The 22,428-nt window shown below is 52.8% G+C and carries 21 protein-coding genes and 1 pseudogene; 1 reads left to right on the plus strand and 21 read right to left on the minus strand.

The window, feature by feature from the left end; genetic code table 11:
* Window positions 1–259: pseudogene (locus ACTJI9_RS04050) on the minus strand (lipoprotein-releasing system transmembrane subunit LolC); the annotation flags it as partial.
* Window positions 256–1,605: a proline--tRNA ligase gene (proS, locus tag ACTJI9_RS04055; RefSeq protein WP_115055280.1), complete on the minus strand. Its 1,350-nt coding sequence runs from the start codon at window positions 1,603–1,605 to the stop codon at window positions 256–258. The gene proS and the pseudogene ACTJI9_RS04050, both read right to left, overlap by 4 nt.
* A gap of 613 nt (window positions 1,606–2,218) precedes the next feature.
* Here proS and ACTJI9_RS04060 point away from each other — a divergent pair.
* Window positions 2,219–3,193 (plus strand): glycosyltransferase, encoded by a 975-nt coding sequence (locus ACTJI9_RS04060; protein WP_440806251.1) that lies wholly within the window; start codon window positions 2,219–2,221, stop codon window positions 3,191–3,193.
* A 2-nt stretch (window positions 3,194–3,195) separates the two neighbouring features.
* Here ACTJI9_RS04060 and ACTJI9_RS04065 read toward each other — a convergent pair whose 3' ends face one another.
* The 19 genes from ACTJI9_RS04065 to ACTJI9_RS04155 all read right to left on the minus strand — a co-directional run bounded on the left by ACTJI9_RS04065 (window position 3,196) and on the right by ACTJI9_RS04155 (window position 22,117).
* Window positions 3,196–3,465, minus strand: coding sequence for a DUF1467 family protein (locus ACTJI9_RS04065; RefSeq protein ID WP_115055284.1), 270 nt, complete (start codon window positions 3,463–3,465; stop codon window positions 3,196–3,198).
* The gene (gene mce, locus ACTJI9_RS04070) at window positions 3,465–3,869 is read right to left on the minus strand and encodes a methylmalonyl-CoA epimerase (protein WP_115055286.1); all 405 of its coding nucleotides are present in this window, start codon (window positions 3,867–3,869) and stop codon (window positions 3,465–3,467) included. Before mce ends, ACTJI9_RS04065 begins: the two co-directional genes overlap by 1 nt.
* An 8-nt stretch (window positions 3,870–3,877) precedes the next feature.
* On the minus strand, window positions 3,878–5,551 hold the full coding sequence (locus ACTJI9_RS04075) for a ribonuclease J (protein ID WP_115055288.1): 1,674 nt from the start codon (window positions 5,549–5,551) through the stop codon (window positions 3,878–3,880).
* Window positions 5,552–5,573: 22 nt separating this feature from the next.
* Complete coding sequence (locus ACTJI9_RS04080; protein ID WP_115055290.1) at window positions 5,574–6,416, minus strand: biotin--[acetyl-CoA-carboxylase] ligase; 843 nt, start codon at window positions 6,414–6,416, stop codon at window positions 5,574–5,576.
* A 10-nt stretch (window positions 6,417–6,426) separates the two neighbouring features.
* Complete coding sequence (nuoN, locus tag ACTJI9_RS04085) at window positions 6,427–7,863, minus strand: NADH-quinone oxidoreductase subunit NuoN (RefSeq protein ID WP_307284662.1); 1,437 nt, start codon at window positions 7,861–7,863, stop codon at window positions 6,427–6,429.
* A 19-nt stretch (window positions 7,864–7,882) separates the two neighbouring features.
* Window positions 7,883–9,388, minus strand: coding sequence for an NADH-quinone oxidoreductase subunit M (locus tag ACTJI9_RS04090; RefSeq protein WP_307284659.1), 1,506 nt, complete (start codon window positions 9,386–9,388; stop codon window positions 7,883–7,885).
* Window positions 9,388–11,379, minus strand: coding sequence for an NADH-quinone oxidoreductase subunit L (nuoL, locus tag ACTJI9_RS04095; protein WP_115055296.1), 1,992 nt, complete (start codon window positions 11,377–11,379; stop codon window positions 9,388–9,390). The genes ACTJI9_RS04090 and nuoL overlap by 1 nt, the downstream gene beginning before the upstream one ends.
* A gap of 7 nt (window positions 11,380–11,386) precedes the next feature.
* Entirely contained in the window at window positions 11,387–11,695 is a 309-nt protein-coding gene (gene nuoK / locus ACTJI9_RS04100; protein ID WP_115055399.1) for an NADH-quinone oxidoreductase subunit NuoK, read from the minus strand.
* Between the two features lie 2 nt (window positions 11,696–11,697).
* Window positions 11,698–12,318, minus strand: a complete 621-nt coding sequence (locus ACTJI9_RS04105) for an NADH-quinone oxidoreductase subunit J (protein ID WP_115055298.1) — start codon at window positions 12,316–12,318, stop codon at window positions 11,698–11,700.
* A 155-nt stretch (window positions 12,319–12,473) separates the two neighbouring features.
* On the minus strand, window positions 12,474–12,965 hold the full coding sequence (gene nuoI, locus ACTJI9_RS04110; RefSeq protein ID WP_115055300.1) for an NADH-quinone oxidoreductase subunit NuoI: 492 nt from the start codon (window positions 12,963–12,965) through the stop codon (window positions 12,474–12,476).
* Window positions 12,962–14,008 (minus strand): NADH-quinone oxidoreductase subunit NuoH, encoded by a 1,047-nt coding sequence (gene nuoH / locus ACTJI9_RS04115; RefSeq protein ID WP_115055302.1) that lies wholly within the window; start codon window positions 14,006–14,008, stop codon window positions 12,962–12,964. The genes nuoI and nuoH overlap by 4 nt, the downstream gene beginning before the upstream one ends.
* 16 nt (window positions 14,009–14,024) lie before the next feature.
* Entirely contained in the window at window positions 14,025–16,106 is a 2,082-nt protein-coding gene (gene nuoG, locus ACTJI9_RS04120; protein WP_440806259.1) for an NADH-quinone oxidoreductase subunit NuoG, read from the minus strand.
* A 94-nt stretch (window positions 16,107–16,200) separates the two neighbouring features.
* Complete coding sequence (locus ACTJI9_RS04125) at window positions 16,201–16,752, minus strand: helix-hairpin-helix domain-containing protein (protein ID WP_440806260.1); 552 nt, start codon at window positions 16,750–16,752, stop codon at window positions 16,201–16,203.
* 13 nt (window positions 16,753–16,765) lie between these two features.
* The gene (gene nuoF / locus ACTJI9_RS04130) at window positions 16,766–18,070 is read right to left on the minus strand and encodes an NADH-quinone oxidoreductase subunit NuoF (protein WP_115055306.1); all 1,305 of its coding nucleotides are present in this window, start codon (window positions 18,068–18,070) and stop codon (window positions 16,766–16,768) included.
* A gap of 65 nt (window positions 18,071–18,135) precedes the next feature.
* Window positions 18,136–19,314, minus strand: coding sequence for an NADH-quinone oxidoreductase subunit E (locus tag ACTJI9_RS04135; protein WP_307284642.1), 1,179 nt, complete (start codon window positions 19,312–19,314; stop codon window positions 18,136–18,138).
* Complete coding sequence (locus ACTJI9_RS04140) at window positions 19,314–20,504, minus strand: NADH-quinone oxidoreductase subunit D (RefSeq protein WP_115055310.1); 1,191 nt, start codon at window positions 20,502–20,504, stop codon at window positions 19,314–19,316. Before ACTJI9_RS04140 ends, ACTJI9_RS04135 begins: the two co-directional genes overlap by 1 nt.
* Before the next feature lie 56 nt (window positions 20,505–20,560).
* A complete protein-coding gene (locus ACTJI9_RS04145; RefSeq protein ID WP_115055312.1) occupies window positions 20,561–21,169 on the minus strand; it encodes an NADH-quinone oxidoreductase subunit C in 609 nt (202 codons plus the stop codon).
* Between the two features lie 10 nt (window positions 21,170–21,179).
* Window positions 21,180–21,761, minus strand: coding sequence for a NuoB/complex I 20 kDa subunit family protein (locus ACTJI9_RS04150; protein ID WP_115055314.1), 582 nt, complete (start codon window positions 21,759–21,761; stop codon window positions 21,180–21,182).
* A complete protein-coding gene (locus tag ACTJI9_RS04155) occupies window positions 21,752–22,117 on the minus strand; it encodes an NADH-quinone oxidoreductase subunit A (protein ID WP_115055317.1) in 366 nt (121 codons plus the stop codon). Before ACTJI9_RS04155 ends, ACTJI9_RS04150 begins: the two co-directional genes overlap by 10 nt.
* Window positions 22,118–22,428: the final 311 nt, after the last annotated feature.

Here is a 22,428-nt window from a genome sequence, read left to right on the forward strand (position 1 = left end):
GCCGATCCATTGGCTGCATGATGACATGGCCGTTGATTCCGAGAATTCGGGTCAACAGCTCGGCCCGAAAACCATTCATCACCGCCATGACGATGATAAGCGTCGCCACGCCAAGCATGATACCGGTAAACGAGAACCCGGCGATAACCGAAATAAACGTTTCCTTGCGCCGAGCACGCAGGTAGCGCCAGGCAATCATACGCTCAAAGGCTGAAAATGGCTTTGAACCAGAGGGCGCGGTCGCTGCTTTTTCTGTCATAAAGTTCCCGCCTGAAAGTCCGCAGGGCCGGCCAATTTGTTGATTGCGGCTTCGATGGAGAGCGTTTCACGCTCGCCTGTAGCACGATCCTTGATCTCGACTTCGCCAGCGGCCACACCACGCGGACCAACAATTACCTGTGTCGGCAAACCGATCAGATCCATCTTGGCAAATTTTGCACCCGGACGATCATCCGTATCATCAAGCAGCGGCTCAAGGCCGGCCCTCGTCAAGGCGTCATAGAGCTTCAGCGCAACTGCATCACATGCATCGTCGCCGGGCTTCATGTTCACAATACCCGCACCAAACGGAGCAACTGCCTTGGGCCAGATGATTCCGTTTTCGTCATGTGAGGCCTCGATGATCGCTGCAATAACGCGCGACGGCCCAATGCCATAAGACCCCATCGAGACCAAATGCTCCTTTCCGTCAGGACCGCTTACCTTGGCCCCCATTGGTTCGGAGTATTTTGTGCCGAAGTGGAAAATGTGGCCAACTTCAATACCGCGTGCGGCCATCTGGTGGGAGCCATCCACCTTGGACCAAGCCGCCTCATCGTGCATTTCGTCAGTGGCAGCATAGGGCGTCGTCCAACGCGTGACGATATCGGCAATCTGCTGATTATCGTCGAAATCCGTATCAGCACCTGGCACTGGCAGATCGAGATAGGCGCGATCGCAAAAAACCTGGCTTTCTCCGGTTTCGGCAAGAATAATGAATTCGTGGCTCAAATCACCGCCGATTGGACCCGTATCCGCGCGCATCGGAATGACCTTGATACCGAGGCGCGAGAATGTCCGTAAATATGCAACGAACATACGATTATACGCAGCCTTGGCACCCTCAAAATCCATATCGAAAGAATAGGCATCTTTCATAAGGAATTCGCGCGAACGCATAACACCAAACCGGGGACGGCGCTCGTCGCGGAATTTCCACTGAATATGATAAAGATTGAGCGGCAAGTCCTTGTAAGATTTGACATAAGCCCGGAAAATCTCGGTGATCATTTCTTCATTTGTCGGGCCAAACAACATTTCCCGATCGCCGCGATCTTTAATACGCAGCATCTCGTCGCCATAAGCATCATAACGGCCGCTTTCACGCCAAAGATCTGCTGACTGAATTGTCGGCATCAGCAATTCAATTGCGCCCGAGCGATTCTGTTCTTCACGGATGATGTTGCTTACCTTGTTGAGAATGCGCAGTCCCGCCGGCAACCAGGCATAAATGCCTGCTGATTCTTGGCGAATCAGTCCGGCACGCAGCATGAGCCGGTGCGAGACGATTTCAGCCTCTTTAGGATTCTCTTTAAGGATGGGCAGAAAGTAACGGGAAAGCCGCATTGAGGGTCACCAAAATTGAACAACGCCTGAGTGCTTGAAGAATCAGGCAAAACCAAGTGCAAAGTCGATATTTCTTATCGGCTTCATGGCTGATTGGGAACCCGCAACTGCATATAACACAGGATGATATTGAGGGGTGATTCACTCTGCTGCAAGATTTCTAATCAAAAGATGACAGTAACGAATATTTTTCGTGACATTTCGAAGGCAGTCCGCTATTTTTTTAAGCATAAGGAGAAAGTAAGAATATTTCTGCTTTCCTACGCGGTCAAAGTCTTGGGAGGATGTGACCCTTGGCGCGGTTTCCGCAGCCGCCACGCAAGTGGATGGGTCAGACGCGATCTTTAAATGCAAGGCGAAAGCCTTGCATTTTTTTTGTCTTCATTTATGGGTTTGACGAATATTTTTCATATTAAATTCAATACCTTATTTTTTGTGCCTAATATCCTAATTTTAAAATAGGTGTGATTCCCGACCGACTGTCGGCTGTAACAGCGCTGTAACTAGAAATTAAAATTTATTTTAGCGCACCCATTCAATGAACTCGCACGGTCGCACGTGCGAACAGCATTTTTAGTCCAAGCTATTTTATTTATTTCAGGCAGATTATTTCATGACAGAATTATTGCGCAGAATTTGCGTGGGAACCGTTACCCGCAATCGCCCGATCATGTTGCAAGCACTCCTCGCCTCCTATGCGAAAATGGCTATCCCTGCCAACACGCAGCTGCATTTTGTTATTGTTGAGAACAATTCCTTTCCGACGCTTACCGAAATTATAGAGCGCTTTCGTACGAGCGTTCCCAACTGCAGCGTACAATATGAAGTCGAATCGCGCCTTGGAATTGCATATGTACGCAACCGCGTGCTCGATATTGCAATTTCCAGCGGCCACGATCTGCTTACCTTTGCCGATGATGATGAAACGGTAGAACCGGATTGGCTGGTTGAGCTGCTCGCGGAACGGGATGCTTCAAATCTTGATATTGTCGGCGGACCAGTACGGCCAGCACAAGTAGAGCAAATGTCGTTTTTCGAAAAGGTCGTTTGGAAAGGACTGTTTGAGAGTACTCAAAAATACGAGCAACGAGCAATTCAGCGACGAGAGGGCGGTAAGGCTGACAGGATTCTTATTGCCACAGGGAGTTGGATGGGAAATTTAGCGTTCTTTCGTGCAACCGGATTGAGATTTGATAATCACTTGGCTCTAAATGGCGGAGAGGATTGGAAGCTCTATCGGGAGGCCACGAGAATCGGCGCGCGGACAGGTTGGACACCTCATGCCGTAGTTTTTGAAACTGTTCCCCGCGAACGCTTGACTCTGACCTATCAATTTAGACGAAGCAGAGATCATAGCGCTTCTGATTTACGGGCAAGATTCGCCGAGGATCGCACTACCGCTCTTCTTCGTTTACCGGGCTCAATTCTATCGCGATTTTTAAAACTGATGACCCATCTTCTGAAGCTACCATTCAGACCCAGCCGATCGCTCGTCTTAGCGGCATCTTATCTTGGTCATATCGCTGGATCTTTCCTGGCATTTACTGGGAAAGCTTCGCCACATTATCAAACAACTACCGGCAAATAAGATCAGTCCAATTGTGGAAAAAATACCGGCAGGTCGTTGACGCCATAACCAAGCCGTTGATTGACCACATAGAAAATTGCGAAAATGACTGCGGATACAAGCGTGGTCCACAGGAAGACTCGTCCCATGCGATGCTTGTGCGGCGCGCTCGGCGTTGTGCCCAGTGTTACGTCATTCTCTTCAGCCTGCGTGCGCAGGCCAATCGGCAGCATGGTAAAAAGCGTCAACCACCAGAAAATGAAATAAACTGCCAGCGCTGTTGCAATCGGCATTACTCTTGCTCCAGTTCGATCAACGTTCCGTTGAAATCCTTCGGATGAAGAAACAGAACAGGTTTGCCATGAGCTCCAAGCTTCGGCTCCCCATCACCCAAAACCCGGGCACCCTGCTCTTTTAGGCGATCTCGCGCGCTCAGTATATCGGGCACTTCGTAGCACACGTGGTGAATACCACCTGACGGATTTTTCAAGAGGAAAGCCGATATGGGCGACTCGGAAGAAAGCGGTTCAAGCAGTTCGATCTTGGTGTTTCCGACATCGATGAACACAACTGTAACGCCATGCTCAGGCAATATCTGCGGTTCTGTCAGCTTTGCTCCGAGCGTATCCCTATAGATGGCTGACGCAGCCGCCATATCTGGAACTGCGATAGCCACATGGTTGAGCCGTCCCAGCATTGCTTACCTCAGACCTTGGTTACGAACACAGTGACAATCGGCTTTTTGCCCCATGCTTCGTTGGCGGCGGAGCGAACCGCACGGCGAATTGCCTCACGCACCATGGCAAGATCGCGTCGCTTCTCCCTCGGGATACTTTGGACCGCACCAACAGCAGCATCGTAAAGAAGATCCTCCAGGAGCTCACCTTCATCGTCGACTTCCGGAACTCCGAAAGGGACAAGCTCCGGATCTTCAAGAACGTTGTACTTGGCGTCGAGAATAAACGACACCGCAACATGGCCGACATAGGAAAGCTTTCGGCGATCAACGATGCCGACCTCTTCCTCGTCGCCGATCAGCCTGCCGTCTTTGATCAAGCGTCCGAAGGGCGCTTCACCAATGATCTCTGCCTTGCCCGGAGCAAGGCGCAATATATCGCCATTGCGCACTTGCGGCACTTCTGGAATGCCTGCCATTGCAGCCAGTGATCCCTGCCCGACAAGATGCGCAGCCTCACCGTGAACAGGAACAAGAATGCGCGGGCGAACCCACTCATACATCCGCTTCAATTCGTTGCGTCGCGGATGCCCCGACACATGCACCAATTGATCACCATCGGAAATGATCTGGACACCCTGCTCTATCAGAAGGTTTTTGGTGTCATTAATCGCCTTTTCATTGCCGGGAATGGCACGCGATGAGTAAATAACCGTATCGCCGGGCGAAAGTGCAACACTGCGCATTTCATCGCGCGCCAGTTTGGCAAGGGCAGCACGTGGTTCACCTTGGCTGCCGGTCAATATGATGACCATGTTTTCCCGCGGAATATAGCCGTAATCATCCTCCGACAGGAACTCAGGCACACCATCCAGATAACCAAGCTCGGTCGCGACATCGATCATGCGCTTCATCGAACGTCCGAGCACAAGCGTTTGCCTGCCGGCATCGCGCGCTGCCAGGGCAATCGAACGGATACGCCCGACATTGGATGAAAACGAAGTTATCGCAACGCGTCCACGGGCGTTTTCAATGATTTGCCGCAGGCTTTCGCCAACTTCTTGTTCGGATGGCGATTCGCCATCACGCAAGGCATTGGTAGAATCGCACATCATGGCAAGAACGCCTTCGTCCCCCAGAGCGCGGAATCGCGCTTCATTGATCAGCGGTCCGATCGATGGTTCCGGGTCCATCTTCCAGTCGCCCGTATGGATGACTGTTCCAAGCGGAGTCTTGATTGCCAATGAAACCGGTTCAGGAATGGAATGCGTTACAGCCAGTGCTTCGAACTCGAAAGGGCCGACATTGAAGGTTTCGCCAGCACGGTAGATTGTGACTGGAATGTCCGGTGCACCGGGTTCCGAGTGCCGCTTGGCGGCAAGAAGTCCGGCAGTAAATGGCGTGGCATAAACAGGAACATTGAGAAGTGGCCAGAGATCAAGCAGTGCTCCGTAGTGATCTTCATGCGCGTGGGTGATAACAATACCCTTGAGGTTGTTGCGCTCAGCCTGCAAAAAACGAATATCGGGCAGGATCAGGTCAGCTCCGGGAAGATCCGGGCCAGCAAAGCTCACACCCATATCGACCACGACCCATTCGCGTTTGCGCGCGGGGCCATAGCCGTAAAGGGCCAGATTCATGCCGATTTCGCCGACACCACCTAAAGGCAGGAAAACAAGTTCCGCTTGATCGGAATTTGCCATTTATGCTCCTAAAAACTGAAACTCATTCAGCGTTTGCCGATGCCACTGTTCCAAAATGGACGTCACCGGCTGCAATTTTTTGCCGTACACCGTCATTATCACGAATGACGAACTGGCAATCTTCGTCAATTGTTTCGAATATACCACGCAGTACAGCTCCGTCTATTCGAACGGCGACTTCACTGCCAATTCCTGCCGCCTGCGAGAGCCAACGTTTGCGAATGTCACTTAAGCCCCGTCCATTCGCCCAAATGCGATAGTTTTCTTCCCAGGCGTCCGACAAGGCTAGAAACACTGTTTCGGCATCGCAGTTCGCACCAAGCCGTGCCAATGACGTAGCTGGATAAGGGACATCCTGCGGATAGGCAACAACATTAACGCCGATGCCGATAACTACTGCCAAATGCCCATCCGGCATCAAGGTCGATTCAAGCAGGATACCGGCGAGCTTTGCGCCACCCGCCAGCAAATCGTTTGGCCATTTAAGCTCCACCCGTAATGGCGATTTTCCAGCACCTGCATTGCTGGCGCCATCAATGCCAACGGAAAAATTTGCTGAAGGACATACTGCGTTGAGCGCATCAGCAAGCGAAAGGCCAGCTACAAAGCCGAGCGTCGCCGCACTTTTCAGTTCAAGATTTCCAGTAAGCAATAAGGAAGCCGCCAGATTGCCCTCGGGAGAAGACCAAGCCCGGCCGCGCCGCCCTCGCCCGCTCGCCTGCTTCTTGGATACGATCCACAGCTTGCCAGGATCACCCGCCTGTGCGCGCTCGAGCGCGACAGCATTGGTGGATCCAATCGTTTCGAAAGCTTCCAGTCGAAAACCATTCTGCTCTGCGATAGGCGATAGGGCAAATCCCGTCAAATTCTTCGCCCTAGAAGAAGGACTTGGATGCCGCTTCCGCGTAGGTACTAATCGGACCGCCGATCAGAACATAGAGCAGAACAAGCAGACCGGAGGCACCAAGCACGAGTCGAAGTTCGCCAGCGACTGGAACGAAACCGCCAACCGGTTCATCGAACCACATGATCTTGATGATGCGCAGGTAGTAGAATGCGCCCACAACCGAAGCCACAATGCCGATAATGGCAAGCGCATAGAGATTAGCCTGCATCGCTGCAAGGAAGGTGTACCACTTGCCCCAGAACCCGGCGAGCGGTGGGATACCTGCGAGCGAGAACATGAGGATGGTCAATATGGTCGCCATAATCGGATTTGTACGCGAGAGACCGGCAAGGTCGCTGATCTGTTCGACATTTCCATCCTTGCGGCGCATTGCCAGAATGAATGCAAATGTACCAAGCGTTGTGACCAGGTAGATCAGCATGTAAATGGCAACGCCTTTAACGCCAACCTGCGTACCTGCAGCAAGCCCAACAAGGGCATAGCCCATATGGCTGATGGAAGAATAAGCCATCAGCCTCTTGATATTGCGCTGGCCGATGGCCGCAAAAGCGCCAAGGATCATCGACGCAATGGCAATAAACACGACAATCTGTTGCCAGTCATGCGTGATCGGCTGAAAGGTATCCACTGATACGCGTGTCAGCAGCGCCATCGCCGCCATTTTCGGCGCAGTTGCAAAGAAAGCTGTTACCGGTGTCGGCGCGCCTTCATAAACATCTGGCGTCCACATATGGAATGGAACTGCCGATATCTTGAATGCAAGACCAGCAAAAATGAAAACCAATCCAAAAACAACGCCGAGCTGGCGTTCGGAGCTGGCGAGAGACTGGGCAATACCTTCAAAGCCGGTATGACCCGTAAAGCCATAAACCAGTGAAATACCATAGAGGAGCATGCCGGATGACAGCGCGCCAAGAACAAAATATTTCAGGCCAGCTTCCGTGGAGCGAACGCTGTCGCGGTTGATGGCGGCGACGACATACAGCGCGAGTGATTGCAGCTCAAGGCTCAGATATAGAGACAGCGTGTCATTGGCTGAAATCATCAGCAGCATGCCGACATTGGCCAAAAGGATCAGGATCGGGAATTCGAACTTGTCGAATTTCTCGCTTTTGGCAAAGCCGGACGACATGATGAGAGTAACGATCGAGCCTGCCAGTGTGAGTACTTTCATGAAGCCGGAAAAGGAATCATTGATGAAAGCACGACCGAAAGCGTTTCCCTGTTGAGGAAACACGGCAACAAGCACCAGTGCCAGCAACAGCAATATGATGCTGAGACCATTGACCAGCTTGTACGACTTCTCGCCGGAAAATGCTCCGACCATCAGGAGAGCCATCGCTCCCACTGCTAGAAGCAGTTCGGGAGCCATGAGCGTCAGGTTGGCAATCATATCGGTCTGCATCGGCCTTGGCCTCTTCCTGCTATTTCAACGCCAAAGTGGCCGCTGAGGACAGCGCGTTATTATATTGATTGATAAGTGCATGGACGGAGCTGGCCGTCGCATCGAATACTGGCATTGGATAAACACCGTAGAAGATCGTCAGGATCAGCAGCGGATAAATCACTGCCTTTTCCCGCGGCGACATATCCAGAAGCGCCTTCAGGCTTTCCTTGTCGAGTGAACCAAACACAACGCGCCTATAGAGCCACAATGCATAGGCCGCCGAGAAGATAACACCCGAGGTGGCAAAAAGAGCAACCCATGTGTTGACACGGAACACGCCCATCAAGGTCAGGAATTCACCGATGAAACCGGATGTGCCAGGCAAGCCGACATTGGCCATGGTGAAGATCAAGAACACGACCGCATATTTCGGCATATTGTTCACAAGGCCACCATAGGCAGAGATTTCGCGCGTATGGGTGCGGTCATAGACAATACCGACACACAGGAACAGCGCTGCCGAAACCAGGCCGTGGGAAAGCATCTGGAACAATGCACCCTGAATGCCCTGCTCGTTTGCTGCGAAAATACCCATGGTCACATAGCCCATGTGAGCGACCGAGGAGTAAGCGATCAGCTTCTTGATGTCTTCCTGCATGAGGGCGACAAGGGATGTGTAAACAATAGCGACAACCGAAAGAGTATAGATGATCGGCGCGAAATCAGCCGATGCTATCGGGAACATCGGAAGCGAGAAGCGCAGGAAGCCATAGCCGCCAAGCTTCAACAGAATACCGGCAAGAATGGCGGAAGCTGCAGTCGGCGCTTCAACGTGCGCATCCGGCAACCAGGTGTGAACCGGCCACATAGGCATTTTCACCGCGAAGGATGCAAAGAAGGCGAACCAAAGCCATGTTTGCATTGAAGCGGGGAAAGAATGTGCAAGCAAGGTAGGAATATCGGTCGTTCCAGCCTGCCAGTACATTGCCATGATGGCGAGCAGCATCAGAACCGAGCCGAGCAGCGTATAAAGGAAGAACTTGAAGCTGGCATAGACCCGGCGCTTTCCGCCCCAGACACCGATGATAATGAACATCGGGACCAGTACTGCTTCAAAGAACACGTAGAATAACACGATATCGAGTGCGCAGAACACACCAATCATCAGCGTTTCCAGAACAAGAAACGCGATCATATATTCTTTAACGCGGTTCTGGATCGCTTCCCAGCTGGCCAGAATGCATAGAGGCATAAGGAAAGTGGTGAGGATGACGAACAGCATGGAAATGCCATCGACGCCCATATGGTACGATATACCACTATCGAGCCATGCGGCCTTTTCCACAAATTGAAAGCCCGCTTCTGCATTGTCGAAATAATACCAGATCGGCAATGACAGAAGGAAGGTAATGATCGTCGTCCACAAAGCGACATTGCGAATGTTGCGGCGTGCAGCATCGCTGTCATCCCGGATGAGCAGGATCAGAAAGGCACCGACCAATGGTAAGAAGGTAACGGTGGTAAGAATTGGCCAGTCGGTCATCAGAAGTTGCTCCCGAGCATCATCCACGTGACGAGTGCGGCGACCCCGATGAGCATCGCGAACGCATAGTGATAAAGGTAACCGGTTTGCAGACGCACCACGCGGTTGGTGACATCAACGACACGGGCGGAAATACCATCCGGGCCATGCCCATCAATCAGCCAACCATCGCCGCGCTTCCAGAGGAATTTGCCGAGTGCCATTGCCGGGCGAACGAAGAGGAAATCATACAGCTCGTCAAAATACCATTTGTTCAACAGGAACTGGTAAAGTCCGGAATGCTGCTCTGCCAGACGCCGCGGCGTTTCTGGCGAGCGAATGTAGAAGTACCAGGCACCGATAAAGCCCGCTACCATTGCCAGGAATGGCGACATGGCAACGATGAACGGCACGTGGTGATACTCCGCCAATATTTCGTTTTCAGGCCCGGTAAACAGCGCACCCTTCCAGAACTCGGCATATTCGTGGCCGAAGAAAAACTCCTTGAACACGACACCGGCAAAGAGAGCGCCAATGGCCAGAATGAACAGAGGCACAAGCATGATGTAAGGCGATTCATGGACGTGATGCATCACATCATGGCTTGCACGCGGCTTTCCATGGAATGTCATGAATATCAGGCGCCATGAATAGAAGCTGGTAAATACAGCCGCAATCACAAGCAGAATGAAAGCGTAGCCTGAAACCGGACTATGCGAAGCAAAGGCGGATTCGATAATCGCATCCTTGGAGAAGAACCCTGCCGTGCCGATAACGGTACCTGGAATACCAAGCCCAGTCAGTGCAACTGTTCCGATGATCATCATCCAATAGGTCTTGGGGATGAGCTTACGCAGACCACCCATACGGCGCATGTCCTGTTCGTCGGAAACGGCATGGATAACCGAACCGGCGCAAAGGAAAAGCAGTGCTTTAAAGAAAGCATGCGTGAACAGATGAAACACACCTGCGCCGTAAGCACCAAGACCGAGCGCCACAAACATATAGCCAAGCTGCGAGCAGGTTGAATAAGCGATGACGCGTTTGATATCGTTCTGGACCAGACCGACGGTCGCAGCAAAGAAAGCTGTTGTTGCGCCGACGACCGTCACGAAGATCAAAGCGGTATGGGACAGCTCGAATATTGGTGACAGACGCGCCACCATGAAAACGCCGGCCGTGACCATCGTTGCGGCATGGATCAGCGCCGACACAGGTGTCGGGCCTTCCATGGCATCCGGCAGCCATGTGTGCAGCAAAAACTGTGCCGACTTACCCATGGCGCCCATGAACAGTAGCAAACAGGCAATGGTGATTGCGCCCTGCTTGTCGAGTTCATAGCCAAGGAAGTTCAAGACAACCTTCCCTGCATCCGCAGCGCCTTCAGCAGGAAGATAGGTAGCAGCGGCGCTAAACAATGTGTCGAACTGAACAGTATCGAAAAGCACGAAAAGCGAGAAAATGCCGAGCAAGAAACCAAAGTCACCGACACGATTGACTATAAAGGCTTTCATGGCGGCAGCATTTGCCGAAGGCTTCTTGAACCAGAAGCCGATAAGCAGATAGGAAGCAAGACCAACACCTTCCCAGCCAAAGAACATCTGGACAAGGTTGTCGCCGGTCACAAGCATCAGCATTGCGAAGGTAAAGAGCGAAAGATAGGCGAAGAAACGCGGGCGATGCGGATCGTGATGCATATAGCCGATGGAATATGTATGCACGAGCGCCGATACAGTATTGACCACGACGAGCATGACAACAGTCAGCGTATCAATACGAAGAGCCCAGTCGAAGCTCAACGAGCCGGATTCCACCCAATGCAGAACCGGAACTTTGAACGCCTCGCCGTGACCAAGACCTACGCTTACAAAGGCTACCCAAGACAGGATAGCGACAATGATCAGCAGACCAGTCGTTACATATTCACTCGCCTTGGCACCGATTGACGAGCCAAAAAGGCCCGCTATCAGAAAGCCGATCAGCGGCAGGAAGACAATCGCCAGATACAGCATGCCCCCGTCAACCTTTCATCATATTGACGTCTTCCACGGCAATCGACCCACGATTGCGGTAGAACACGACGAGAATTGCAAGACCGATCGCAGCCTCAGCAGCAGCAACAGTCAGAACAAACAATGCGAAGATCTGGCCAACCAGATCACCCAACGCGGCTGAGAAAGCCACGAAATTCAAATTAACTGCCAGAAGGATCAATTCGACCGACATCAGGATAATGATCACGTTCTTTCTGTTAAGGAAAATGCCGAAGATGCCCATCGTGAACAACAAGGCAGAGACAGTGAGATAGTGAGCGATACCGATTTCCATCATCAAATACCTTTGCCTGTTTCAACCTGTTTGATCTCGACCGCCGTTTCAGGCGTGCGCGCGACCTGCTGCGAGATATTCTGACGCTTGATGCCTTCCTTGTGGCGCAGTGTCAGGACAATCGCACCGATCATCGCAACCAGAAGCACAAGACCTGCAATCTGGAAGAAATAAACGTAATCAGTGTAGAGAATATCGCCGAGCGCCGCCGTATTGGAACGTGTGGCAATGTCCGGCGTTGGCTGAACGACGACCGACGCAACATTTGGCGCAAAGACTGAACCGCCGAGCACTACAATCAATTCAACTGCAAGGATAATACCAACAAGCGCTCCAACCGGAGCATACTGCAAGGCGCCGCTTTTCAGTTCGGCAAAGTCCACATCCAACATCATGACAACGAAGAGGAAGAGAACAGCCACCGCACCGACATAGACAACAAGAAGGATCATCGCCAGGAATTCAGCGCCGGTCAGCAGGAACAGTCCCGCCGCATTAAAGAAGGCAAGGATAAGGAACAGTACGGAATGCACTGGATTGCGGGCTGCAATCACCATGAAAGCACTGGCGATTGTTATGAAGGCGAAGAGGTAAAAAAACGCCGCCGCTATACCTGTCAGCATGGGTTCCCCCGATTTCCATTCCGGCAGAATGTTCTGCCATTTTCAACGAATCGGCCGCACATTCGGCAACCGGTCCTTCCAAATTTCATGCGTCTTAGCGCATGTTCATGTCTGGTTGAAGCGACCGGACATGGACACAAGCGCGCAGTCGTCAATTAACGGTAAGGCGCGTCCAGAGCGATATTGCGCGCCAGTTCCCGCTCCCATCGATCGCCATTGGCGATCAACCGTTCCTTGTCGTAGTAAAGTTCTTCACGGGTTTCCGTGGCGAACTCAAAATTCGGCCCTTCGACAATCGCATCGACCGGGCAAGCTTCCTGACAGAAGCCGCAGTAAATGCACTTCACCATGTCGATATCGTAACGAACGGTGCGGCGCGTTCCATCATTGCGGCGTGGGCCAGCTTCGATGGTTATCGCCTGCGCCGGACAGATCGCCTCGCAAAGCTTGCAGGCAATGCAGCGCTCTTCCCCATTGGGGTAGCGGCGCAATGCATGCTCACCACGAAAGCGCGGGCTGATTGGTCCCTTTTCATAGGGATAATTCAATGTTGCCTTCGGCGCGAAGAACTGCCGCATCGACAAAAAGAATGCGTTGACAAACTCTAAAAGGAGTAGCGATTTGGCAGCTTGTGCGAGCGAACTCATGGTGTAAGCCCCGTGATTTTGAGAAAGGCTGCGGTCGCAACAACCATGAAGAGCGAGATCGGGAGGAATACTTTCCAGCCAAGGCGCATCAACTGATCATAGCGGTACCGCGGAACAAATGCCTTCACCATGGCGAACATGAAGAAGCACATAAAGAGTTTCAGCAGGAACCAGACAACACCCGGAACCCAGTTCAGGAACCAGACATCGACCGGCGGCAACCATCCACCGAGGAACATGATGGTCGTCAATGCGCACATCAACGTGATGGCAACATACTCGCCGAGGAAGAAAAGCAAAAACGCTGTCGAGGAGTATTCGATCATATGACCGGCAACGAGTTCGGATTCAGCTTCAACCAGATCAAAGGGTGGGCGATTGGTTTCAGCCAAAGCCGAAATGAAGAAGATGATGAACATCGGGAAGAGGCCGAGCCAATACCAGTCAAGGAAAGAGCTTGGCAGGCCAGCCATTGTGCCTAGGCCATCCCTCTGCGAATTGACGATATCCGTCAGGTTGAGTGAACCCACGCAAAGCAGGACGGTGACAATCACGAAGCCGATGGAGACTTCATAAGAGACCATCTGCGCTGCAGACCGGAGCGCGCCGAGGAACGGATATTTCGAGTTGGACGCCCAACCAGCCATGATCACGCCATAGACTTCCAGTGACGAAATCGCGAGAACATAAAGAATACCGACATTGACGTTGGCAACGGCCCAGCCTTCATTGACCGGGATAACAGCCCATGCAGCCATGGCCAGAACCGATGAAACCAAAGGCGCAAGAAGGAAAATACCCTTGTTTGCACCCGATGGAATAATCGGTTCCTTGACAACAAACTTGAGAAGATCGGCGAAGGACTGCAGTAAACCGAAGGGGCCGACAACGTTTGGACCACGACGCAACTGTACAGCGGCCCAGATCTTGCGATCTGCCAAAAGCAGGTAAGCGATGATCAACAGCATCACGACCAGCAGCAGCAGTGATTTTCCGAGGATAATCAGCAGCGGGACGATGTACGTGTAGAATATGTCTTCCATGTCAGTCTCTTCCCGCCTACTCGGCTGCCTGCTTGAAGCCGCCCTTGGCAAGCGCAGAGCACTCCGCCATGACAGCAGAAGCCCGCGCTATCGGGTTGGTTAGGTAAAAATCAGCGATCGGCGAAACGAAGGCCGTCTTTTCAATCGAAAGGGATGCATTTGCCAGCTTTGCAACATCGGCAGAGGCACCAGATTCGATTGCATCGACCGCTGCCAGATGCGGATACTCTGCATAGAGCTTCGAACGCAAGGCCACCAGAGAGTCGAAGGGAAGTTTTTTACCAAGAACATCAGACAGGGCACGCAGCACCGCCCAATCTTCTTTGGCATTGCCCGGAGCAAAACCGGCGCGATTGGTCATCTGCACCCGGCCTTCCGTGTTCACATATGTTCCGGACTTTTCAGTATAGGTTGCCCCAGGCAGAATAACGTCCGCATTATGCGCACCTTGATCGCCATGCGTGCCGATATAGACTGTGAACGCAGCGCTCTTGCCGGACCATGGAAGTTCGTCAGCGCCGAGCAGGAACAATACATCCAGTGCGCCGTTCATCTCGGCAACAGTCTTGCCGCCCTCACCCGGTACAAAGCCAATATCGAGCGCACCGACACGGCTTGCAGCCGTATGCACGACGCCAAAACCATTCCACTCATCGCCAAGCGCGCCGGTATCAGCAGCGATTTTCGCTGCAAGACCGAGAACTGCCGCACTATCAGCACGGTTAAGCGCGCCCTGACCGATAAGAATCAGCGGATTCTTTGCTTTCTTAAGGACGCCATGGAACTTCAGCGAACCGGTGGCAAGGTCAGCCAGGGTTTCAGCACCCGCGCCAAGATATTCGTACTTGAAGCGCATATCGGCCTGCTCGCCGATAACTGCAATCGGTATCCCAGCAGCTCGCCAACGCTTGCGCAGACGCGCATTGAGCAAGGAAGCCTCAAAGCGCGGATTCGAACCAATGATCAAAACCGCATCGGCTTGCTCAATTCCATCAATCGATGGGTTGAAAATGTAGGATGCGCGGCCATTGGCCGTGTTGAGCACCGAACCATCCTGGCGCGCATCGGTATTGGCTGAACCAAGCGACTGCATCAGCAGCTTCAGGGCATACATTTCTTCGACGGTTGCCAGATCGCCTGCAATCGCGCCGATCTTTTCGCCGCTTGTCTTCGCAACAGCGGCCTTGATCGCCTCAAAGGCTTCCGGCCAGCTGGCAGCAACAAGACGTCCGTCCTTGCGGATATATGGCCGGTCAAGACGTTGTGTACGCAAACCGTCCCAGATGAAACGTGTTTTGTCGGAAATCCATTCCTCGTTCACCTGCTCATTGACGCGCGGCAGAATGCGCATCACTTCGCGGCCTCGCGTATCAACGCGGATCGCTGAACCGACAGCGTCCATCACATCGATGGATTCAGTCTTCGTTAGTTCCCAGGGCCGCGCCTGGAAAGCGTAGGGCTTGGATGTCAAAGCACCAACCGGGCAAAGATCAATCACATTGCCCTGCAGTTCGGAGGTCATCGCCTGTTCAAGATAGGTGGTGATCTCGGCATCTTCGCCGCGACCAATCAGACCGAGCTCGGAGATACCAGCAACTTCAGTGGTAAAGCGAACGCAACGCGTGCAATGAATGCAGCGTGTCATGATCGTCTTGACCAATGGGCCGATATATTTGTCCTCAACGGCGCGCTTGTTTTCCTTGTAGCGTGATGAATCCACGCCAAAAGCCATCGCCTGATCCTGCAGATCGCACTCACCGCCCTGATCGCAGATCGGGCAATCCAGCGGATGGTTGATCAAGAGAAATTCCATCACGCCTTCGCGGGCCTTCTTGACCATAGGCGTATTGGTAAAGATTTCAGGTGTCTCGCCATTTGGACCTGGACGCAGATCGCGGACACCCATGGCGCAGGAAGCAGCTGGCTTGGGCGGCCCTCCCTTGACCTCGATCAGGCACATGCGGCAATTGCCGGCGATCGACAAACGCTCATGGAAACAGAAACGCGGCACTTCTGCACCAGCCGTTTCTGCGGCCTGCAGAAGCGTGTAGTGATCCGGTACCTCGATTTCATTACCGTCGACTTTGATCTTCGCCATCGTCTGTCCAACCTCGCGGAACATTCCGCATTCTTTTCCGGCTGCCTTAAAGGCCGCCAACAATTTCATACCGCCGGTACGACCGGCATGCTCTTTATTTTACTTCACTTACAAAACGGTTTGCCTGACCAACCCAGTCATCCCGCGAAATCCGGCCATTCAACTTCAGCTGTCCATCAATCTTGGCAATATCATCCGCTGTCCATGCTGCGATCTGCGCATAAGAACGAATGCCCATGGAGTTGAGAACTTGTTCAAGCTTCGGCCCTACCCCCGAAATCTTTTTAAGATCCTCGATTGCTGCCGATGAAATATTTTCCAACGAATTGGCGATAACATCGTTCTTGCTGCGCTGGGCCGGTTCGGAAGCCTTTGCTGCCTCGCCTGTCTTCTCACGAATGGCTGCCTTAAGATCAGCAATAGCGACAGGAGCGGTTTGTTTCCCGCCTGTCGTCTTCAAATCGAACGAGCCAAGCATGGCATTTGTCCAAATACCGAACATGCGTGTGGCAATAGCAGTGCTCGCAACGGAAACAGCCGCGGCTACCTCAAGCTGAGGTACCAATAGATTGGCAACCGGAATCATCTGTTTCGGCAAGAATGCCGTCCAGTCAGATCCCAGTGGTTTGTTTCCGATGTTGGACATCAATCCTTCAATCCTATTCCGCAGCCACAAGCACAGGACGGCTTGCATCTGCGTTACGTGAAAACTCATCGATACGGCGTTCGATTTCCGGGCGGAAATGACGGATCAATCCCTGAACCGGCCATGCAGCGGCATCACCCAGAGCACAAATGGTGTGGCCTTCAATCTGCTTTGTTACATCAAGCAGCATGTCGATTTCGCGCTTCTGCGCATTACCGGTCACCATGCGCTCCATAACGCGCCACATCCAGCCAGTGCCTTCACGGCAAGGCGTGCACTGACCGCAGCTTTCATGCTTGAAAAAGTAGGAAAGACGGGCAATTGCGCGAACAATATCCGTGGACTTGTCCATGACGATAACCGCAGCAGTTCCGAAAGATGATTTCACGGCTCGCAGCCCGTCAAAATCCATCGGGCAATCAATAATGTCAGCCGCAGGAACCACCGGACACGAAGCACCGCCTGGAATTACGGCGAGCAGATTATCCCAACCGCCGCGAATACCGCCCGCATGACGTTCGATCAATTCGCGGAAAGGGATGCCCATTTCTTCTTCAACGGTACATGGATTGTTGACATGACCGGATACCATGAAAAGCTTGGTGCCGACATTGTTTGGACGGCCAATACTCGAAAACCAGGCAGCACCACGACGCAAGATGGTCGGCGCAACAGCGATGGACTCGACATTATTTACAGTTGTCGGGCAGCCATAAAGACCCATATTGGCCGGAAATGGTGGCTTCAGGCGGGGTTGACCCTTCTTGCCTTCAAGGCTTTCAAGCAGCGCTGTTTCTTCACCGCAAATATAAGCACCCGCGCCGTGATGGACGTAGATGTCGTAGTCCCAGCCATTCTTGTTATTCTTGCCAAGCAGACCGGCATCGTAGCATTCATCAATGGCGAGCTGCAGCGCTTCGCGTTCACGGATATATTCGCCGCGCACATAGATATAGCAGGTATGTGCAGCCATGGCGAAACCGGCGATCAGGCAACCCTCGATCAATGTATGCGGATCGTGCCGCATAATATCACGATCCTTGCATGTGCCCGGCTCGGATTCATCCGCATTGATAACGAGATAATGCGGACGGCCGTCGCTTTCCTTCGGCATAAAGGACCATTTCAGACCGGTCGGAAAGCCTGCCCCGCCGCGTCCGCGCAAGCCGGAGGCCTTCATCTCGTTGATGATCCAATCACGGCCCTTGGCAATGATGCCCGCGGTGCCATCCCAATGGCCGCGTGACATCACGCCCTTCAACGACTTGTCGTGAAGGCCATAAATATTATTGAAGATGCGGTCCTTATCAGCAAGCATTTCGCACCGGTCCTACTCTCTTCGTCCATACTCGCGAATGCAAATTGCGCATCCGCCAATCCAATTTATCTCGGCTTCTTGCCGAAAACCTTGATGTATTCGGCTTCGCCGCCCTTGGCCAAAGCCTTGGCTTGCTTGACCCAATCGTCGCGCTCGATACGTCCCTTGAAATTCAGGTAATTATCAACCCATTCACGTTCGGCTTTTTTCCACGCCGCGACCTGCGCGTAGGTGAATATACCAAGATCGTGAAGAATGCCTTCAATCTTCGGGCCAACACCGGCAATCAACTTGAGATCGTCAACGATCGCTGGCTTTTCGATGCCGGCCGGGCGGTTATTGTCAGTGAGCGAAGCTGCCTTGGCAGGCGCCTTGATGGTCTGCACATCGGGCTTCTCGCCAAGCGAACCTTCCGCCAATGGCGGGTTCTTGATCATCCGGGCCGCTGAACTGGCTGTCGGCGCTGGCTTTGATGTCGCCGCCTCACCACCCTTTGCCGCCTTCACCGGAGAAGGTGTTTTGATTGCCGGATTAGTTGCATCATCATGCGTTACCGGCTTGCTCGCATTGGAGGGCGGAACCTGCGACGTTGCGCTGGCGGCCTTGCTTCCACGGCCTGATTTGGCAGTTGCGGCAGTATCAATAAGCGAAGTCGGAAGACCTTGGGGAGCCGAGAAATGACGGTCAATCTGAGGGCCAACGGGCACGGACGCGCCGTTTCCTGCCTCGAACGCATCGATAATCTCTTCAAGACGTTCTGGCGTCAGATCTTCATAAGTGTCTTTGAACACCATGATCATGGGGGCATTGACACAGGCCCCGAGGCATTCAACCTCTTCCCATGACAAAGTACCAGATTCATTCAAATGAAACTGCTCATGATGAATCTTGCTCTGGCAGACCTTTTTCAGGTCTTCCGAACCGCGAAGCATGCAAGGCGTTGTACCGCAAACCTGAATATGCGCACGCGTACCGACCGGCTTCAGCTGAAACTGCGTGTAAAAAGTTGCGACTTCAAGGACACGGATCATCGGCATGTCGAGCATTTCTGCAACATGCTCGATGGCTGCTTTGGTGACCCAGCCATCCTGTTCCTGCGCCCGCATCAAAAGCGGGATGACAGCGGACTGCTCGCGGCCTTTGGGATATTTCTTGATTGCAAGCTTCGCCCAGGCGCTGTTTTCGCGATTGAACGCGAAGGTAGCTGGCTGGACGTTATCTTCGGCTAGACGACGGACTGACATTAACGATCAACCTCACCAAATACGATATCAAGCGAGCCGAGAATGGCGGAAACGTCGGCTAGCATGTGACCACGGCATAGAAAATCCATGGCTTGAAGATGGGCAAAACCTGGTGCGCGCAGCTTGACGCGGTAAGGCTTGTTCGACCCGTCGGAAACCAGAAACACACCAAATTCACCCTTTGGCGCTTCGACTGCGGCATAAACCTCGCCAGCAGGCACATGGTAACCTTCAGTATAGAGCTTGAAGTGGTGAATCAGCGCTTCCATGGAGCGCTTCATCTCACCGCGCTTCGGCGGAACGATCTTTGCAGACGTATTGGAAACAGGCCCTACCCGCTCCTTGCCAAGCAATTGCTCGACACACTGGCGCATGATGCGAACCGACTGGCGCATCTCTTCCATACGGATCAGATAACGATCATAGCAATCGCCATTCTTACCGATTGGAACATCAAATTCCATTTCCGAATAGCATTCATAAGGCTGCGACTTGCGCAAATCCCAAGCCGCGCCAGAGCCGCGAACCATCACACCGGAAAAGCCCCAAGCCCAGGCATCTTCAAGATTTACGACGCCGATATCGACGTTACGCTGCTTGAAAATACGGTTTGGCGTAATCAAATCATCGAGATTTTTTACAGTTTGCAAAAATGGATCACACCATTTGCCAATATCTTCGATGAGCTGATCCGGCAGATCCTGGTGCACACCACCTGGACGGAAATAGGCAGCATGCATGCGTGCGCCACATGCGCGCTCATAGAATACCATCAGCTTTTCGCGCTCTTCAAAGCCCCAGAGCGGCGGTGTCAGCGCACCCACGTCCATCGCCTGCGTCGTCACGTTCAGCAGATGGGAAAGAATACGGCCGATTTCAGAAAAGAGCACGCGGATCAGCTGGCCGCGCTTAGGGACTTCGATCTTGAGCAAACGCTCCACAGCAAGCGCATAGGCGTGCTCCTGGTTCATCGGCGCCACATAGTCCAGGCGATCAAGATAAGGCACAGCCTGTAGATAGGTCTTGGCTTCCATCAACTTTTCGGTGCCACGATGCAGCAGGCCGATATGCGGGTCGACACGTGCTACAACTTCGCCGTCAAGCTCCAGCACGAGGCGCAAAACGCCATGCGCCGCAGGATGTTGCGGGCCAAAGTTGATGTTAAAGTTACGAACTTGAGTTTCAGCCATTGTTGGCTTCCTGACATTGTGCGGATGGATTGCCGTGCTCGCTCATCGGGCGGACCTCAATTCACCTTGGCCTTCTCATCGCCCGGAAGCACATAATCGGTGCCTTCCCAAGGAGACTGGAAGTCGAAGTTGCGGAATTCCTGCCTGAGTTCAACCGGCTCATAGACAACGCGCTTTACTTCGTCGTCGTAGCGAACTTCGACAAACCCGGTCAACGGAAAATCCTTGCGAAGCGGGTGACCCTCAAAGCCGTAATCGGTCAGAATGCGGCGAAGATCCGGATGACCGGAGAAGAGAACACCATAAAGATCATATGTCTCGCGCTCATACCAATCAGCACCGGGATATACAGGCGTGGCTGAAGGAACCGGCGTATCTTCATCGGTTGAAACCTTCACCCGGATGCGCAGATTCTGGCGGGGTGAAAGCAAGTGATAAACCACATCGAAGCGATTTACGCGCGATGGATAATCAACGCCGCTAATGTCAATCAACGAGATGAACTGGCACTGCACATCGTCGCGAAGGAATGCCAGCGTTGCGAGCAGCGCATCAGCATCCACCTCTACGGAAAGATCACCATAGGCAATACCAACCGACTTCAATGTGAGACCCGGCTTTTCCGTCAGATAGGTCGCAAGTTCACTCAATGCTTCTTCAAACATCGCACCCACCCTATCGCTCGATCGTGCCGGTTCGGCGAATTTTCTTCTGCAGCATCAACACGCCATACAAGAGCGCTTCAGCAGTCGGTGGGCACCCGGGGACATAAATATCTACCGGAACCACCCGATCGCAGCCGCGAACGACAGAATAGGAATAATGATAGTAACCGCCGCCATTGGCGCAGGAGCCCATCGAGATAACATAGCGGGGTTCTGGCATCTGGTCATAGACCTTGCGCAGCGCTGGAGCCATCTTGTTGGTCAGCGTTCCCGCGACGATCATCACGTCGGACTGGCGCGGTGAAGCGCGTGGGGCAAAACCAAAACGCTCGCCGTCATAGCGCGGCATCGAGGTATGCATCATTTCAACCGCGCAACATGCAAGACCGAAGGTCATCCACATCAGCGAGCCGGTGCGCGCCCAGGTTACCAATGCATCAGCGGAAGTAACGAGAAAGCCCTTATCGGCCAATTCATTATTGATCTCGCCGAAGAAAGCATCGTCAGAACCAATTGGCTTGCCCGTATTGGGATCAATGATGCCCTTTGGTTGCGGTGCCACAAGGGTGGTGGTGCTGTCGGTCAATCCCATTCCAGCGCTCCCTTTTTCCACTCATAAATAAAGCCGACCGTGAGGACGCCCAGGAATACCATCATTGACCAGAAACCGAACCAACCCACGTCACCGAACGATATCGCCCAGGGGAAAAGAAAGGCCACTTCCAGATCAAAGATAATGAAGAGGATGGAGACGAGATAAAAGCGCACGTCGAACTTCATGCGGGCGTCGTCAAATGCGTTAAAGCCGCACTCATAGGCCGACAATTTTTCAGGGTCAGGCGCGCTGTATGCAACCAGAAACGGTGCAATCAACAGTGCCAGACCGATTACCAGCGCCACACCGATAAAGATAACGATGGGCAGGTAGGAACTTAAGAGCTCGTTCATGATCCGTCTTTTTCTGCCTTGTGAACTCAGGCTGACAAGAATGCCATGTCATACACATGACTGCCGATAATGCACGGCAGATCGCGCCGTCTTTTGAAGTTGGCTCGATGGCCGAGGGTTAGCGCGTTAGCGCCATGCACGCAAGTGCAACAATCGTCGCGAAGCTGCGCGCGTATTATCATCCACACGCTATTCCGCCACGGAAATATCGTCTCATTTAGGCATTTTTACCCCCATTTTAGTGTAAAAAGGCCGCAAAAAGCTTTTTAGAATGATATTAATGTAGATTGCAGGTTGCAGCGGCCCGGCAT

It is taken from the genome of Phyllobacterium sp. 22552 (genome assembly GCF_052044585.1).
Taxonomy (GTDB): Bacteria; Pseudomonadota; Alphaproteobacteria; order Rhizobiales; family Rhizobiaceae; genus Phyllobacterium; species Phyllobacterium ifriqiyense.